Raw genomic sequence first — 15800 nt, forward strand, 5'->3', positions numbered from 1 at the left:
AATGAAGAAATGCAGAGATAAAAATAAAGCGAATTACACAGCGCCTACAGCTTCCCTGTTGTTTACTGCGTAGCAATTTCTGCATGAGGTCCGCTTGTATTTTACTGCCCATTGTGTTACACTCATAGTGTCAAAAAACCTTGCTTGGAGAGAGGAGGGCATCCTATGCGTACCAGGCAGGAAGTGACCACGATTGTTGCGGAATTGTGCAGCAGGATCGCCCTGCTGTTTCCGCAGGATAAAATAGAGGCCATCCTTTTTGGCTCTTATGCCAGAGGAGACGCTGATCCTGGGTCGGATATTGATGTGCTGATTTTGGTAGATGCCTCCCGCCAGGATATCTCAGACCGAAATTGGCAGGTGGGAGACCTGGCCGCTGAGCTCTTGCTGGATCACGGTATTGCGGTGTCACCTCTTGTGGAAAACCGGGAGTATTTCAACCAAAATTTGCAGCTGTTCCCATTCTACCGCAGTATTGAGCGTGAGGGAGTGAGGATCAGTGCCTAATATCACAAAAGTTGACCTATCACGGTATCGTTTTCAGAAAGCCGAGGAAATGCTGGCATCTGCCAAACGGGATATGGAAGCAAGGGATTATGCTTCCGCCAACAACCGGGCGTACTATGCGATTTTTCATGCGATGCGGGCGGTGCTGGCTCTGGATGGCGAAGACTTCAGGAAGCACTCGGCGGTGATTGCCCGGTTTACCCTGAATTATTTGAAACCTGAAATATTGCCCAGAGAGTACAGCAAATTGATCTCTAATGCCTCACTAATTCGAAACCGCAGTGATTACGAGGATTTTTATATCTGCTCTGTCGCAGATACCAATGCGCTATTTTCCGGTGCGGTGACTTTCTGTGGAGATGTAGGCGAGTATCTGGAACAGCGGTACCGTACAGAATTATAGGTTTGCGGGTTGACCCACACCGTGACCCACACGCCGAAAAAAGCGGACGGAGTCAGTGGACGGGAAATGGCCCAAGAGCATGCCTTTCCCAAACAAAAACGCCCTGAAAGTGCCAAACAGCGGCATTCCCAGAGCTTCCAATCACTTGGTAAGGATGAGGTCCCCAGTTCAAATCTGGGTAGCAGCTCCATAAAGTCCAGTTTTTTCTCTTGAAAAGGCTGGACTTTTCTTGTATTTCAGAACTTTTCCTGCTGGTATGAATTTGTGGATTTGGGTTTGACCACACAACCAGCCACAGACAGAGAAAAACGGTTCACCGAGGGGATATCCCGCTCGGTGAGCCGTGGATTTTCATTAACCTGCTTTCAGATGCTCTCTTTCAGCGGCAATTTCCGTTCTCGTTTCTGCTATCATCTCTGCCAGCAGTTTTTCGCACTCTTCCTCACTGTGAGCGTAGATGTTCCGGGGGTGCTTTTTGCCGTCCGGCCAGATAGGAGAGTAGCGGCCTTCCCAGAGTTTTTCGTTGATCTGGGTGACGCATCCGGTTCCCGCTTTACGCCGCCGGCCTTTGTGGGCCTGGAATGTACTGGGAGCGGGCTTTCGTAGGACTGCCTGATTCTCCGGTTGAATCTCCGCTTTGCCGATGCCCTGGTCGATCTTTACCGCCGCTGTACGGCGCATCTCATCGGTAACGTGAGCGTAGATATTCAGTGTGGTACTGCTGGAGACGTGGCCGATAATAGTGGACAGAGTTTTGATGTCCATCCCATGCTCCAGGGCAGTGGTAGAAAATGTGTGCCTGAGATCGTGAAATCTGATTTTCTTACATTCTGCCCGTTCCAGAACGGTCTGTAATCTTTTACGAACTGCGGCTGGGTCTCTGGGTGAGTCCTCGCTGACCGGGGAGGGAAACATCCACCGGGAGTTCACGGTTCCCTTGTAAGCCTTAAGGACATTCACCACAGGTGCGGGGAGGATCACGCTGCGGTTGCCAGCCTTGGTTTTGGGCGGAGAGGCCACCAGCCTGCTTTTGACCCGATGGACCTGTCGCTGTACTCGGAGTTCTCCAGTGCGGAGGTTGAGGTCATCCCATTGGAGGGCGCATATCTCGCCCCGCCGCAGTCCAGTGGAGAGCTCCAACAGGAGAAGCTCGAAGCAACTGTCCTCTTTGGCTTGGATCAGCAGACGTTGGATTTCCTCTGGAGTCAGCACCTGCATTTCTCTGGCTTTGGCGGAGGGGAGACGGCAGCCATCGGCGGGATTGCGGAAGAGGAGCTTTTCCGCAACGGCCTTGTCCAGTGCGGCATGGAGGGTAGTGTGGATGCCCCGAACAGTCTGATCGGATAGTCCCTCCCCATATAACTCTGTGCGGAGGAGTCTGCCGCCCTGCTGGAGTTTAGCGTAGAACTGCTGGATGTCGTTGGTGGTCAGCTTGTCTATCTGTATATTTCCCAGCGCCGGAATGATGTGCTGGTAGATGCGGCGTTCGTAAGACATTTGGGTGTTGGGCCGAAGATTGGATTTCTTGTAGGTTTGATACCAGAGATCCAGCCAATCCCCCAGGAGGATTCCAGGTTTAGGCTGTTCGGGAGCAGGAGCCTGGATGCTGTCCCTCAGTGCCCTGAGTTTTGCGATACAGTCCGACTTGGTCTTTGCCAGAACATTTTTGGTGACGGGGAGGCCTTTATCGTCGTAGCCGACGACTACCCTCCCTTCCCAGCGACCGTCTTTTCTCAGGCTGACGCCGCCGTCTCCCCGTTTTCTGCGTTTTGCCATGGTTTCATCTCCTCTCCAAGGTAATCAGTCAGAAAGTCGCCGACAATGTCAGCGGCACGCTTCTGCATATCGCCAGTGGTGTGGGTATAGGTATCCAGAGTGAAGGACGCTTTGGTGTGGCCCAGGATTCCCGCCAGGGTTTTGGCGTCCACGCCGCTGGACAGCGCATGAGTTGAGAATGTGTGTCTCAGGTCGTGGAAGCGGATATTTGGCAATCCAGCCTCTGTCAGAAATTTTTTCAGCTGCCGGTAGGCACTGTCAGGATTCATAGGAGCCTCTGGACGAAGTGGATCGTGAAAGATCCAGGGAGAGAAGGATTTCCGTTTTCGTTCTTTTAGTAGTTCCGCTGTACTGGGCGGTAGGACGATCTTCCGTGTGCCGGCGTAGGTCTTGGTATCTCCTGCCACCAGCCTACCGCCCTTTTCCCGATGAAGAGTACGGCAGACCTTCAGGGTGCCGCCACGCTCATCGAGGTCGGTCCACATGAGTCCGCAGATCTCACCCCTGCGCAGACCAGTAGTCAACTCAGTGTAGAAGAAGTCATACCAGAATTCATCGGCTTTGATCGTTGTCAGGAAAATATTCAGTTGTTCCTCGGTTAGAATCTTCATAGGCTGGTGAATTACCTTAGGCGGCTCCACCTCATCAGCGGGATTGATAGGAATGAGCCCCTGATCTCTCGCCGCTTTGAGCGCATGGTGGAGCGTGGTGTGGATTCCGTGGACAGTGGTGCTGGAGAGTCCGGAACTTTGACTGGAGCGAGGTTTCATTCTGCCATTTCGCTTCAAGGTATCATAGAGTTTTCGGAGATCAGCCGCAGTCAGCTGTGTGAGCGGTTTTGCTCCCAGGCGGGGCTTCACGTGGTTTTCCATATCCCGGCGATAGTGTTCCAGTGTGCCAGGTCGGAGGGTGACCGCCATTTGCTCCAGCCATGTGTCCAGCCACTCCCCGAGAGTCATCCTGCTCTGCTCCGTCAGGTCAATGCCTTGGTAGGCATCGATATTCTGGCGGAGCTTTGCAGTCAACTCTTTTTGATTATCAGCGTAGACGTAGCGGAAGATAGAGTCTCCGTTTTCCTTGTGGCCCACCACGATGCGGCCCTCCCAGCGACCGTCGTCTCGCTTACGCACCATGCCGTCGCCAGACGGTCTGCGTTTTGCCATTTGTCATTCACCTCCAGTCCGAATATCACCGTCGTTTTCGTCCATGCACTCCGCTATCAGCCTGACACCCAATCGGAAACCCAGGATAAAATTCTCGGTTGCTGTGATACTGTTGATCTCATGCTGGGAGCGGATAAGTTTTGTAAGAGTCTCCTGCTCGGTTTCCTCCAGCTGTTCCATAAGCTGCTTTTCATATTTGGCGACACGGTCTACTGCCCGCTTCAGTTCTGAGCCAGGTGTCATCTGCTGTTCGTTGGGTATGATGTTGCCATAGTAGAGATCTTCCAGGATCGTTCTCATATCTACTACCTCCTTTGCAACACCAACACATACCACACTTTGAGGAATATAGCTACTACTTTTTTCGAGGACTTTTATTCTTTGTTTTGCGGCGCAGAATCTGAGAGGGGGATGGATGATCACAGGCCACCCCTTTGATAGCGGACAGCGTCATCCAGCGAGATACTGCCGCTGGTCTTTTTCACGTCCTGGATGCACCGACCCCGGAGCGCCCTGAGCTGCTCATCGGGAATCTCCATCCCCGCCGCCAGCACATTCATCACCATGTCCTGTTCCACCGCCAGCTTGAACAGCAGACGGCAGATTCGGTTCTCCGTGTCCTGCACCGTTCCGCGCAGAACGGACGCCAGTGCGGGTGGTAGATAGGCGGTAGCGTCCTGACCGGAGACGTAGCCGGCGTAGAACAGCGCGGCCTTCTCCAGATACTCACTGCGGCTTTTGGAGTTCGCGATTTTCATAGCTCTGTCCATCACTTCCAGCGTGGACGGGTACAGCCAGACGGGGATGCGCGTCTTAACTTCTGCGGGTGTGTTTGGTTCCACCGAAATGTGCGTATTTTTGCTCATTGGAAAATTCCTCCTTTTGGTTGGAAAACCACCTGTCACAGCCACCTTGGAAAAGGTTGAAACAGGGCGGTTTTCCCTTTGTTTTTCTTCATTCCGACCACCTGGGACAGCCAACAGGGGGTAAAACCGACCACCTATGGAAAATCCCCGACCCGCGTTGCGGGGCGGTGTGGCTGGCAGGGGGGCGCGTAAGCGACCACCTGCCTTTATCCTGCACATTTTTCGCCCCCCCGGTTCACCTGCCACTTTCGGCTGTGCTGAATTTGTTGGATGGCGCACACAGGCCACACGCTTTGGACACAACCGCATCTGCGGTGAGCGGCGGCTTGTTACCCTCTGGGTACCAGCGAGGCCACACAGCGGCGCACAGGCTGTCACGCTGAGTGCGCGCTATCGCTGCGGAGTGCGAGTGCCGTTGTGACTCGCTGACGTTCAGCCGCCATGTCCATCTGCGTCAGCTGCTGTTTGTAGAACTGATCGAGCGCCAGTTGGATTGGACGGATGGTGTAGAGCAGGTTGCCGTTGCGCTTCAGACCATCCCTGGTGGTGACGGTCGTGCTTTCTGTACTGATGAGCTGGCGCTCCTCCAGCTCACACACATACTTGCGGACGGTGTTGGCGCTCATCCTCACCGCTCTGCCGATAGTTTTGTAGCTGGGCCAGCATTGGTAGGTGTTTCGGTTCTCACAGCAGATCAGATAAGAGTAGACGGCCAGCGCGCCGGGTGACAGGCCCAGCAGGAATATCTCGTTGGGCAGCTGGAAGTAGTTCTTGACCGGATCACGCTTGGGCCACGGTTTGTATTTCACTCCGCACCTCCCTGGGTGTGCCGCAACACCCACTCCACGAATTGCTCCTTGGGTACCACCATCCTGCTGCCGATTTTCAGTACCGGGAAATCCGGTTCGTGCATCAGCTCGTAACAACTGGACGGTGAGACACTCAGCACCTTTGCCACTGTTGCCGCGTTCAGGAACAGCGGCAGTTCGTCGTAGCTCTTATAGCTGGATTCTTTCATGCTGCGCTTGACCTCCTTTTCTTCATGACATAATTTTCTTCTCTGCCTTTTTACGTTGGCCCTCCTCACCTTTCTACCACAACCCGCAGCGGCTGAAACGGAACTTTTTTATAATCGAGTTTACAAAATATTTACCGATTCAGAGCGCAGGATCCCTCATCCCTATACCACAACCTCCAGAGTCCAAAAGCGACATCTCATTTTCGAATTTTTTTGCCACAGTACCATTGCTGATGGGCAGGGAGAGGTTTGCAGTACATCAGTTCCCCTACTTTTCTTATTGTACATTTTCCGTTGGAAACGAAACAGCAGAGGAAAAATAATTTGCAGTAAAAAATCACCCGTCAGAATCAAGTCTGACGGGTAACCGCATCGGAAGATTCAAGGGGCGTCTAATGACGGGGCTGTACTTCTTTATTATGAAAACCAATCTCTGTCGGGGCGCAGCAAAGCTGCCCGCCGCAGATTTCCGTGCCGGGCAGGAAGTATCGCATATTTCAGGCGGTAATAGGGGAAAGCTCCGGCGTCCAGCCCAAGGCTTGCAGCCGTTTCAGGTAGTTCCGAATTTTATGTTCTCTGCGGAAACCGTCATAATAATCCGCTCCCAAATCACGGAATGGAACGCCCTCCTTCAGAACATGGTAGATGGCGATGAGCATGGAGTGGGCCACGGCCATGGTCGCCCGGTTCTTTCCGCGTCTGGCTGCGATGCGCTGATACTGGGCCGCAAAATAAGAGCCCTTTCCTCTGCCGGCCACCTTGGCGCACTGCACCAGCATGGATTTCAGCGCCTGATTCCCCTTGCGTGTCTTGCCGTGATACCACTTCCCGGCACTCTGGTGGTTGCCCGGGCAGACCCCACAGCCCAGGAGCACAGATGTGCCGCGGAGGGGAAGCGGCTCATATCGATGCCCGTCTCCGCCAGAATGACCTCCGCACTGCGCCGGGCGATCCCGGGCATTTGGCAAACCTCCGCAATGGCCGGCTGGAACTGCGCCATGTACGTTTCCGCCATCCGGTCCAGCTCCTGAATGCGTTTGTCCAGGTCGTCGATGTGGTCGAGAATCTGCGCCAGCAGAGCCCGCTGCAGCGGCGTGACGATCCCATCCAGAGCCGCCACGATCTCGTCTAGCTTGGACAGGAGACTCTTGTGGAGAAGCTTGGAGATCTCCTCACTGTCGTCCATTGTCTCTCCCGCAGCAAGCCGCTCCAGCAGACGCCGGGCGCTCTTACTGTGGATGTCCGCCACTACGCTGCCCAGCTTGATGTTGGCGCCCTCCAGCACCTTTTGCAGACGGTTCAGCTCCCGGCTGCGCTCTTCGATGATGCTCTTATGGTAGCGGGTCAGTTCCCGCAGCTCCCGCTGTTCCCGGCTGGGGACGAAGCTGGCCCGCAAAAGGCCGTGCTGGAGCAGCTCCGCAATCCACTCCGCGTCCTTCGAATCTGTCTTGCGTCCCGGCACCGCCTTCATGTGGGCGGCGTTAACGATCATGGTGTCCAAGCCCAGCAATTCGAACAGGTTGTACAGGGGCTTCCAGTACGGCCCCGTACTCTCCATGGCCGTCATTTCGCACCCTGCCTCTGTCAGCCAGTTGGCCAACACCTTGATCTCGCCAGTCATTGTGCCGAACTCCCGCAGCTCCTGCCTGCCGCCCTTTCTCAGACAGGCCACGATGAGGTTCTTGTGCACGTCGATCCCACAACAGCACCGATAGACAACTTCCATAATGAGCCTCCTCATTTGTTGTCACGGTGTGCTCTCCTACGGCTTCACTTTACTATGCGTCCTCTTGCCTAAATCGGGCCGGACAATTTGTGGTTCAACGGGAGAGCATGATACCAGTTTGTTTAGCGCGCTCATGGCGGCATAGAAAAACCGGCCTTTTACCGTGCGCTTCCAGTCTACCATATCCGCCGGTTTTCGTCCTTCGTGGTGCGAGTTCCGCGCGTGAAGTTTGTTTAGGCGAAACAGTTTTTGAAGGCACACGGTTAGGGAGATCTGAAGCGGTTTTCTTTACCGGAGACACTGTGTTTCTGGACGGAGCAGCTTTTCCGCCGGGTCAGTTCATAACGGATGTTCTGAATCTCGACAGTGAGGCGCTGACGGGATAGTGTCAAATCCTTCGCAAATAAGTTTACAGACTCTGGAGCAATGGGATCATCCAGCAATAGAGGCATCCTCGATAGCGTCCTCCAGGTGCTTCATGTTCATGTGCTTTTTGTTGCCCCACTGTGTACCGACCACATAACGCAGCCTGGCACAGACCAGCATGAGGGCGGAGTTTCCATTTGGGAAACACCCCACCACCCTGGTGCAGCGGCGGATCTCCCGGTTGAGCCATTCAATAACATTGTTGGTACGGATGCGAGCCCAGTGCTCGCCGGGGAAAATCGCAGTAGGTAAGCGTCTCCTCAATCCCATCCTCAACCGCGGCTTTCGCTTTTCCCGGGCAGTCTTTTGCTCTCCTGGGCACGGATCACCTTGAGCATCTTCGCCACCAGTTTCACTTTAGAGCGAGACGTCACTGAAAATACATTGCGGCAAAAGTGGACGGTGCACCGCTGGTATTTGGCCTCTGGGAACACCGCTCCCACGGCCTCCAGCATTCCAAGGTGCTTGTCTCCCACCACCAGTTTCGCCCCGTCCAGGCTGCGGCCGCGCAGCCACTGAAAGAAATTGACCCAACTGGCCTTGTCCTCTTTCATACCCTCGGCGGCACCCAAAACCTCGCGATATCCGTCCTCGTTTACTGTGATCGCCACCAGAATGGCCATATTTTCATGCTCTCCGCCCCAGTTCCGGCGCAGATATATCCCGTCCACATAGACATATGGATACCCCCCCTGTAGGGGCCGGTTGCGCCAAGCCTCAATATGGACGTAGGCTTTCTTGTTCAACTCGCTGATGGTTGCCAGAGATACTTTGCTGCCCCACAGTGCCTCAGTAATGTCCTCCACACGCAGTACAGATATGCCGACTGGGTACATCTCAATCAGGATCTCCTCCACGCTGTCAAAGTCAAGGAAGAATTCCCTTAATCCAGCAAGGGTAATTATCCTAATTATGCTAAAAGCGAGCCTTGCGGCCCGCTTTCAATAGATTCGGAAAAAATTGAGGCTATTATCCAACCAATACCGGGATAGTTGAATGAATGAGCGGACAGCCGTCTTTCATTTTCAGTGTAATCCCATAAACCGTCATTCCTTTTTCTAAGCATACATTGAACAAGCGGGCGTATTCTTCAATACCATTGTTAATCTGTATCTCTCTGACGTGGTGACTAAACGATGCAAAGAGATAACAAACCTTGAAGCCTTCATCCAAAAGAGAGGATAACTGGACTAGTTGTTTGATTCCCCGTTCCGAATACACCGTTGGGAACAGGGCGGTCTTTTGGAATGAGAGGATGCTTTTGATTTCTATGAGAGTTTTTGTGTCCTCGATATACAAATCGCTTTTATAGTCTCCAATCCTCTTTTCTCGGACAATCTGCTTTCGTAAGCCAAGAAATGAAAAACGCCGTTTAGGAAGTGCCACTTCGATAATCCTGTTTGCCTGAGATAGATTCAGAAGAATAAACTCGTTTTTGATTTTCACGGCATAGACTGCATATTTTGTTCGTGCGTCTTTGGCCTGATTGTGCTTCAAAAGAACAGTACGGCCTTTCATATCGATAAAGTTACCCAATCTACAGGAGGACGGGATATAGCATTCAACATCCTCATTGTCTATGGTAACCTGACAAAGAAAGCGGTTCTTGGTCTCCTCCTTGAAGGTTCCATAGATTATTTGCGATTCAGTCATTTGCTACACCCCGTCGTCCGATCATTTATTTTTGTCCTTTACGTGCTGCACAATCTCATCAAGCTCTGCAATCTCTATCAGATATCCTTGGGCGCGCTCCAGTGTATCGCTGTTGCGATAAATCATATCACCATGCTTTTGCAAATACTGCGCATCGGAAGCTTCGATGATCATCCGCGAGGAAATTCCATCATTGACCCGGAGAGCCACGCGCCCGTTAAGCTGCGCCTTTGTGGTCGGAGGAACGAGCTTTGCCTCTGGCCGCTGAGTGCAGATCACAAGGTGAATGCCTCTGCTGCGCCCGGCCTGCGCAATCCGTTGCACAGGCTTGAAAAACGCATCCTTCTCCTTTTTCGTTTCCAACTGGTCAGCCAGATCAGCAAACTCATCAATGACCACCACAATCGGCTCAAGTTTCTTTTCGGCTTTTTTGTTGTACTCTATGATATTTGCCACCCTTGCCTCAGCCAACAGTCTGCCTCTGCGTTCCGACTCTTCAAAGATTACATTCTTGATAACATTTGTGGCCTCCGTCGCATCGGATATAATTGCGCCAGAATACAAATGCGGAAGTCCCTCAAAATGGATGAAATCCTCCAACTTGGACGAGGACAACACCAACTGTAAATCCTCCTTGTGCGGATGGGTCATCAGTAGTGCAGCGAGCATCGTAAACAGGAAAACAGATTTGCCAGATCCAGTACTACCGCCGACCAGCATGTGCGGCATTTGCCCCAAATCTTCTATCAGGTCGCGGCCATTCGGTGTGCGCCCGAGTGGGAAGAAAAGCTGTTCTGGTGAAGTAACCGGCGGTAAATTCTCAATCACATCACTAAACAATACCTTCTCCCGCTGAAGCCGGGGAACATCGAGCAGTAGTTCGTCGGAGTTGGGAACCGGCTGAACGATAACGCCACTGCGTTTCATTTCACGCCCGATATCCTCGATATGGCTGGTTAAGCCCTGCAATGCCTGCCCTCTCGCCAATTTGAACTTTATGCGTATTACGCTCGGACCAACCACGGCGTCACCGGCGTTGCATTCCTTGAGGTTTACACGATAATCATTGCAGGACCGTTTGAAATCCTTGACCAACTGCTCAATTTCCTCGGGGCTAACGCTCACTGGAATTTGTTTCGGCACAGATTGCGGCGTAGAAATGGTTACAGGTGCTTTTTCGGGTTCCGCCTCCAACTGAGAAAGCGGTTCCTCCATCGTGGATGCTTTTTCAGAAGTGGTTTTTGAGGTGGCGTCATCGGCAGTTACGACAAACTCGTCAATTACCTCTCCAGCCCGTTTCATATCCTCGTCCTCGGGAGAAGTTGCAACGGGTTCCTCGCTCTCATCGAAATCAATCGTAACAGAAGTCTTCACGACCACATCATCGCCGAGAACATCCCGCTGGATTTCATGCGATGTCAACTTCCAGAAATCGATTCTAACATCTTCGAACTCGGGATTATGGCAGATGATGTGTTCACCGCCAGTCGCTTCATTTAATTTGATGTGCAGAATAATGCCGGAAATATCAATCTGAATGTTACTGCTCTTGCCATTCCCGAATGCCTTTTTCAGAATGTCGTACCACTTTTTCTGCCATTGTGCATCATGGACATTTCTAAAGCATTCAAAGACAATCTGATATTTCAGGACTTCTCGCCGCGCCGACGTAAACATATCGGTTGTGTCCTCGTCGGCAGAGAAGATTTCCTTCAACATTTCTGCGATAGAAGCGACCTGATTAGCGGCGTGACCTGTGATTGCAAAGGAAGAACTCCCATCCTCTTTTGTGATGGTAGAATCAGAAGAATCGTCCCGAGTTTTTACCTCAATGGGCTGGATATGGAGAGTATTCTTTTCTTCTTCGTAATAAAGTCCAACAAGGTCCGCCCGCTCATTTCCGTATTTGCTGTTTGAGAGCCAGAGTCTCGCCTTATCATCGTCAAGCGAAGCGACCAACGAATCCTCATGCTGTCTCGTATACCACGAAGCGGCAAGCAGGGTTCCGATTAGCCCCTTTTTCTTGTTCTCGATGGCTTGCGTATTGCTCCCAAAGCGTGGAATACTAATCAGACCGTTGGAGGCAATATGGCCGAATTGCTTCAGCAGATTAATCAGGATGTTCTCTTTCGGATAAAGATTGTAACCGCGAAGGAGCGTGATGTACTGCGCAATAATCCGCGAATGGCTAGATGCCCAAACATTGACCATTCGCTTGTCGTACTGCATTTCCCCGATGGGAATGGAAGCCTCGGGTTGGTAGTTATTCGTATCCCGATCTGCCACCACCAACCACTGTACCTGCATATCATGGATCGTCGAAACAACATCCGTCATGTCCGCGTTTCCATTATAGGTAGTGCGCGGATTCATGTTATTGCTGATAACATCAGCGGATTTCATCAGTTTGTGATAATCGCCGATTAATCCCGAATCCATCTCAGTAGAGGGGAAAATGCTGCCCTTGTGTTGGATTTCATCAAAGTCATAATCATAAGTGATAACAAGCGGGTTAATGTAAAGGTTTTGGCTGTTCGGGCCGAACTCAATAGCGTATGCGGACTGGTCAAAATAGAATGCGACATGAACAGGCTTATCTTTGAGTATCTGCTTTATTTCGCCTGCCGATGCAACATTCTTTATGCTGATCGTTATCTTACCCGTTCTCAGGTACTCGCCGATCTCATAATCCTTGCCTGAATAATCGAGTTTGGAAAGTTCCGTGTTGCCGTTCTGATTGCGCGTGAGATAGACATCATACACGACTCGTCTGCATCCGTTTTTATCCATGAAGGCTTTGATCTGCCGGATGATCCCGGTCAGTTCGGGTGCGTCCACAGAGCAGATTCTTACCTCTTCTTTGGTGTATGGAGCAAAACCAATCCAGCGAGAGAGAATTTCGCCGACAGCAGCCGTTCCATCATCACCGAGGTAACGGTTAGTCTTGTTTTCAAAGGTTGGTAGCATTTCAATATTGCCGGAGCACGGCAGCACCTTATCATCCATTGTCCCCGTCACAACTCGATTGGCAATAACAAAGCTCAGAATTTGTGGCAGTTTTGAGAGAACCTTTGCTAACGCTTCCTTATCCTCGTTACTCAGCGTGGCTTTCTTTCCCGGCAGACTGCGGAAAACCTCATAGTACCGCCAGAGATAAATGGGATGAAGCGGGAGCAGAATCGCCTTCCATTCCTTCGGTGTCTTGATGTAAAGTACATCGAGCAGCAACAGTGCGCGGGCGACATAGCCAGTTCCTCCCGTACTAATCTGGCGCATTGTGGGTTCGTTGACATTAAAAGCATGATATAATTTTTCCCACGCCCGGATGTAGTTAATCAGGAGATTTCGGCTTTTCTCATCAGAGCCAAACAACAGAACCGGATGATACATGATCATATCCAGTTCACGGCACAGGGTGTTTCGATGCTCGGTCAGTTCTTTTATAATTGGCAAAAAGGGTTCTGCCGTCTCAATTTGCTTTTCGGTAAATTGAGAATCAAACTGAGTCAGAAAATCAAACAGGGCCTGACCGCCATCAATCCCGCCCTTAAAGGCGACGAGGGATTCCTCGTCCTTCGGATTGAAGCTATACTGCTCTTTGATATCTGCAGAGATAGCATCCTTCAGAACGGTTTCCTCAGTTTCAATCAATGCACCCCATGTTTTGTCATTGCAAACACGCCCAACGAGTTTGCGGAGATCCGTCTGATTATTCTCCAGCACAATAGGTCTGTCACCGAAGATGCCGCCGATTAATGGCAAATCCCCTTCGTTTTCGTCATTTTCTGTATCGTAGTGTTTTCTTAATGCCGCCAGCAGTTCCTTAATATTTTCGAAATCATCTTCGCCGCCAAAAACAACGGCATCCGAGATAAGTGCATCCAGTTCCTTTGGACGGATAGGCGCAATGGGGTTGGGAGCAACATCTAACTCTTCGATAGGCGAATCGTCTGGATTAACCTTCGGTTTTTTCGGCTGCTCTTTTTTCTGTGACGCAGAGAATAACTCCTGTACGGTTGAAAAATCGAGTTCCTGTAGCGTACTCTTCTGCGCATACTTATAGAAATTTTGGAGTGCGCGGTATGCTGTCTGGAGCCGATTCTTATCCTTTGTTTTAGTTCGGGCAAGTGAGCGGCTGAGTTTCTTCCGGGAATCCTCACTAAGCTGTCCGATAGCGATTATGAGTTCGCGGTTCCGGCGCAACCGATCCTCTGGCTTGTTTTTCGTACTGAGGATATCAGGATCAGAGAGAAGATTCAACCTCCACATATTGACCGGGATGGCCGCAGATTGTTCGTTCGTTTCGCCAACAGCGGCAACAAAATCACTTATCGCTTCAAAGGAAAAATAATCGGAGGCGTCCAAAAGAGCCGTCCAGAAATTGTGTGTCGGCGTATTGCTGTCGTTCTTAATTTGTGCACCAATCAGATGCTGCGACAGGTCTCTTACAGACACCACATCGAACTCCGCGAGAGAATGGAGTTTATCTGTGTCGTTGCTGATGAACACTACAATATGCCCTGCACGCTCCGGCATGCTACGCCAAAGCACTGCTTTTTCAATGGAGTCAGAGAGAATATAGTTGTTCTTCTCGCCGGTATCGGCCAGCGGGTAACCTACCGCTGCGGCGTAAATATACTGACCTGTGCTTTCGGCGACAGAGGCAATAATCTTATCCGCATCGATAGAATTCACGCCTTTGACAATGATTCCGACCTTAGTTTGGGGCAAGCGTTCATTCAGAAGATCAACAACAATCTGCTGTTTATCAATCATTGCTCAGCCCTCCTAATCTGATTTGCAGAATGCCATCTGCCATTTCCTCTGCAAAGTCCATTGATTCGAGCGCCGAAGCAAACGAGGTGAAGTTTGCTTCCAGTGCATCTTCATCGACCTGCATGATCATGCCGCTTTGACGGATCTTGTCTAACTCAAATTGACTCCCACCGATGATGATGCCAAAGCGGTCCCATAGACGTTCACGGATTTCCTTACCGTTCAGCACCTCATCCGCCCCCACACAAGAGCGAAGCATCATCTCCAAGACATCCTGTGAAAGAACGAATCGTTTGTTTGGATGCAACTTGTCCGGTGGATAGAGAATACCAGAGGAGGTTCCTAAAACCTTCAGGCAGTTAACTGGATGTGAAGATGCTTCAAGCGCCAGCATGTCATACATCGTTTCTCCAAAGGTCAGACGCGCATCATCCTCGGAGGCGGCATTCTCAGCGCGTTCCTTTGCCAGAGACCAAAGCGTTTCCAACTCGTCCTTGCTGGTGCTGGAAATCTTCTTATCCTTCTTATAGGTCGGAACACTACATTCGAGCAGTCCCCTTTTATCAAAGCCGTTCTCCTCCAGCCACCGAGAGTAACCCCATGCATAAAAACGGTTGATTGATTTGTGCATCTGCGTATACGACATTTCGGATGCTCTGGCAACGCTGCTCTGACTCGGGGCCTTTCCAGAGAAATCCAGCAGAATCGGCCTAATCTGCTCACCGCAGTAGAATGCCTCGAGCATGGCCATATACCGAATCAGATGGAAGATGCAGAAAAAGTTGAACAAGCGAAGTTGGGTAAGTGTATTAGGATGCACCTTGAAATTTTCAAGAAGGCAAAGGCCACTCTCTTTGATTCCCTGCAAGAACCATGTTGTATTCTCGTTTATATTCTGGAAAGCCGGTAGTTCTTCGTGGCGACTCACATCCTGAAACTCTTCCATGTCTTTTTCTACTACCGGCTCGAACAACAAGGAAATCGGGTCATTTGCAGAGGAGAGCACACCCTTTATGTAGTTTGCCAGATCAGGACAATACTCCTTGATGAGACCGCCAATGAACTCGCCGGTGTCCTCGTACATTGAGCGCCGAGTGATAAAATAACTTGATCCAGCGGTATAGGAAATCATGTCATCCTTGAGACCCTTTACGACATAAACGCCCTTATCGGCGGAAAGTAATCTCTGCATGACATTTCGGAGAGATTCCAGAGCATTCGGTGTGACGCTTTCCTCGATTTTCTCTCTCTCCTTCATCGAGTCATAAATGGTGTCGAGTTCATTTCCCTTCGGCACCACGCCTTTCGCATCAGAAACCAGTGCCAGCCGCTTAATGCTCATGGTAGTATTGTATTTACCATAGATGCTTCTCAACACACCACCCGCAACATGGACAGGTTTGATGGAGCCGCCATTCGGAGTGAAGCCGACATATTTTCTATCGACAGCCGTTCTGCTGTCGCTAAGAAAAATCTGCTCTGCCAT

Annotated in this window: 13 protein-coding genes and 1 pseudogene; 2 read left to right on the plus strand and 12 right to left on the minus strand. The window is 51.1% G+C overall.

The annotated features are described in order from the left end of the window. Nucleotides 1-165 precede the first annotated feature (165 nt). Entirely contained in the window at nt 166-507 is a 342-nt protein-coding gene (locus tag D1646_RS06980; protein WP_160635782.1) for a nucleotidyltransferase domain-containing protein, read from the plus strand. Continuing rightward, nucleotides 500-910 (plus strand): HEPN domain-containing protein, encoded by a 411-nt coding sequence (locus D1646_RS06985; protein ID WP_160635783.1) that lies wholly within the window; start codon nt 500-502, stop codon nt 908-910. Before D1646_RS06980 ends, D1646_RS06985 begins: the two co-directional genes overlap by 8 nt. A gap of 354 nt (nt 911-1264) precedes the next feature. On the opposite strand, the gene D1646_RS06990 is transcribed toward D1646_RS06985, so the two are convergent. The 12 genes and pseudogenes from D1646_RS06990 to D1646_RS07040 all read right to left on the minus strand — a co-directional run bounded on the left by D1646_RS06990 (nt 1265) and on the right by D1646_RS07040 (nt 15800). After that, nucleotides 1265-2686 carry a site-specific integrase gene (locus tag D1646_RS06990; protein ID WP_160635784.1) on the minus strand — a complete coding sequence of 474 codons (1422 nt, stop codon included), beginning with the start codon at nt 2684-2686 and terminating at the stop codon, nt 1265-1267. Then, nucleotides 2644-3849 carry a site-specific integrase gene (locus D1646_RS06995; protein WP_160635785.1) on the minus strand — a complete coding sequence of 402 codons (1206 nt, stop codon included), beginning with the start codon at nt 3847-3849 and terminating at the stop codon, nt 2644-2646. The genes D1646_RS06990 and D1646_RS06995 overlap by 43 nt, the downstream gene beginning before the upstream one ends. Nucleotides 3850-3852: 3 nt before the next feature. Continuing rightward, nucleotides 3853-4149, minus strand: a complete 297-nt coding sequence (locus D1646_RS07000; protein WP_160635786.1) for a DUF6809 family protein — start codon at nt 4147-4149, stop codon at nt 3853-3855. A 119-nt stretch (nt 4150-4268) separates the two neighbouring features. Further along, nucleotides 4269-4619, minus strand: a complete 351-nt coding sequence (locus D1646_RS07005; RefSeq protein WP_243154062.1) for a hypothetical protein — start codon at nt 4617-4619, stop codon at nt 4269-4271. Between the two features lie 470 nt (nt 4620-5089). Continuing rightward, nucleotides 5090-5524, minus strand: a complete 435-nt coding sequence (locus D1646_RS07010; RefSeq protein WP_160635788.1) for a helix-turn-helix domain-containing protein — start codon at nt 5522-5524, stop codon at nt 5090-5092. After that, nucleotides 5521-5733: a helix-turn-helix domain-containing protein gene (locus D1646_RS07015; protein WP_160635789.1), complete on the minus strand. Its 213-nt coding sequence runs from the start codon at nt 5731-5733 to the stop codon at nt 5521-5523. The genes D1646_RS07010 and D1646_RS07015 overlap by 4 nt, the downstream gene beginning before the upstream one ends. Before the next feature lie 497 nt (nt 5734-6230). Continuing rightward, a complete protein-coding gene (locus tag D1646_RS23900) occupies nt 6231-6608 on the minus strand; it encodes a transposase (RefSeq protein WP_347565149.1) in 378 nt (125 codons plus the stop codon). Further along, entirely contained in the window at nt 6518-7459 is a 942-nt protein-coding gene (locus D1646_RS07020; RefSeq protein WP_347565150.1) for an IS110 family transposase, read from the minus strand. Before D1646_RS07020 ends, D1646_RS23900 begins: the two co-directional genes overlap by 91 nt. 432 nt (nt 7460-7891) lie before the next feature. Beyond that, nucleotides 7892-8745, minus strand: a pseudogene (locus tag D1646_RS07025) (IS256 family transposase); the annotation flags it as partial. Between the two features lie 109 nt (nt 8746-8854). Beyond that, a complete protein-coding gene (locus D1646_RS07030; RefSeq protein WP_160635790.1) occupies nt 8855-9538 on the minus strand; it encodes a DNA/RNA nuclease SfsA in 684 nt (227 codons plus the stop codon). 21 nt (nt 9539-9559) lie between these two features. Continuing rightward, nucleotides 9560-14314: an FtsK/SpoIIIE domain-containing protein gene (locus D1646_RS07035; protein ID WP_160635791.1), complete on the minus strand. Its 4755-nt coding sequence runs from the start codon at nt 14312-14314 to the stop codon at nt 9560-9562. After that, nucleotides 14307-15800 carry a hypothetical protein gene (locus tag D1646_RS07040; RefSeq protein WP_160635792.1) on the minus strand — a complete coding sequence of 498 codons (1494 nt, stop codon included), beginning with the start codon at nt 15798-15800 and terminating at the stop codon, nt 14307-14309. Before D1646_RS07040 ends, D1646_RS07035 begins: the two co-directional genes overlap by 8 nt.

This window comes from Pseudoflavonifractor sp. 60, from assembly GCF_009911645.1.
Classification (GTDB): Bacteria; Bacillota; Clostridia; order Oscillospirales; family Oscillospiraceae; genus Lawsonibacter.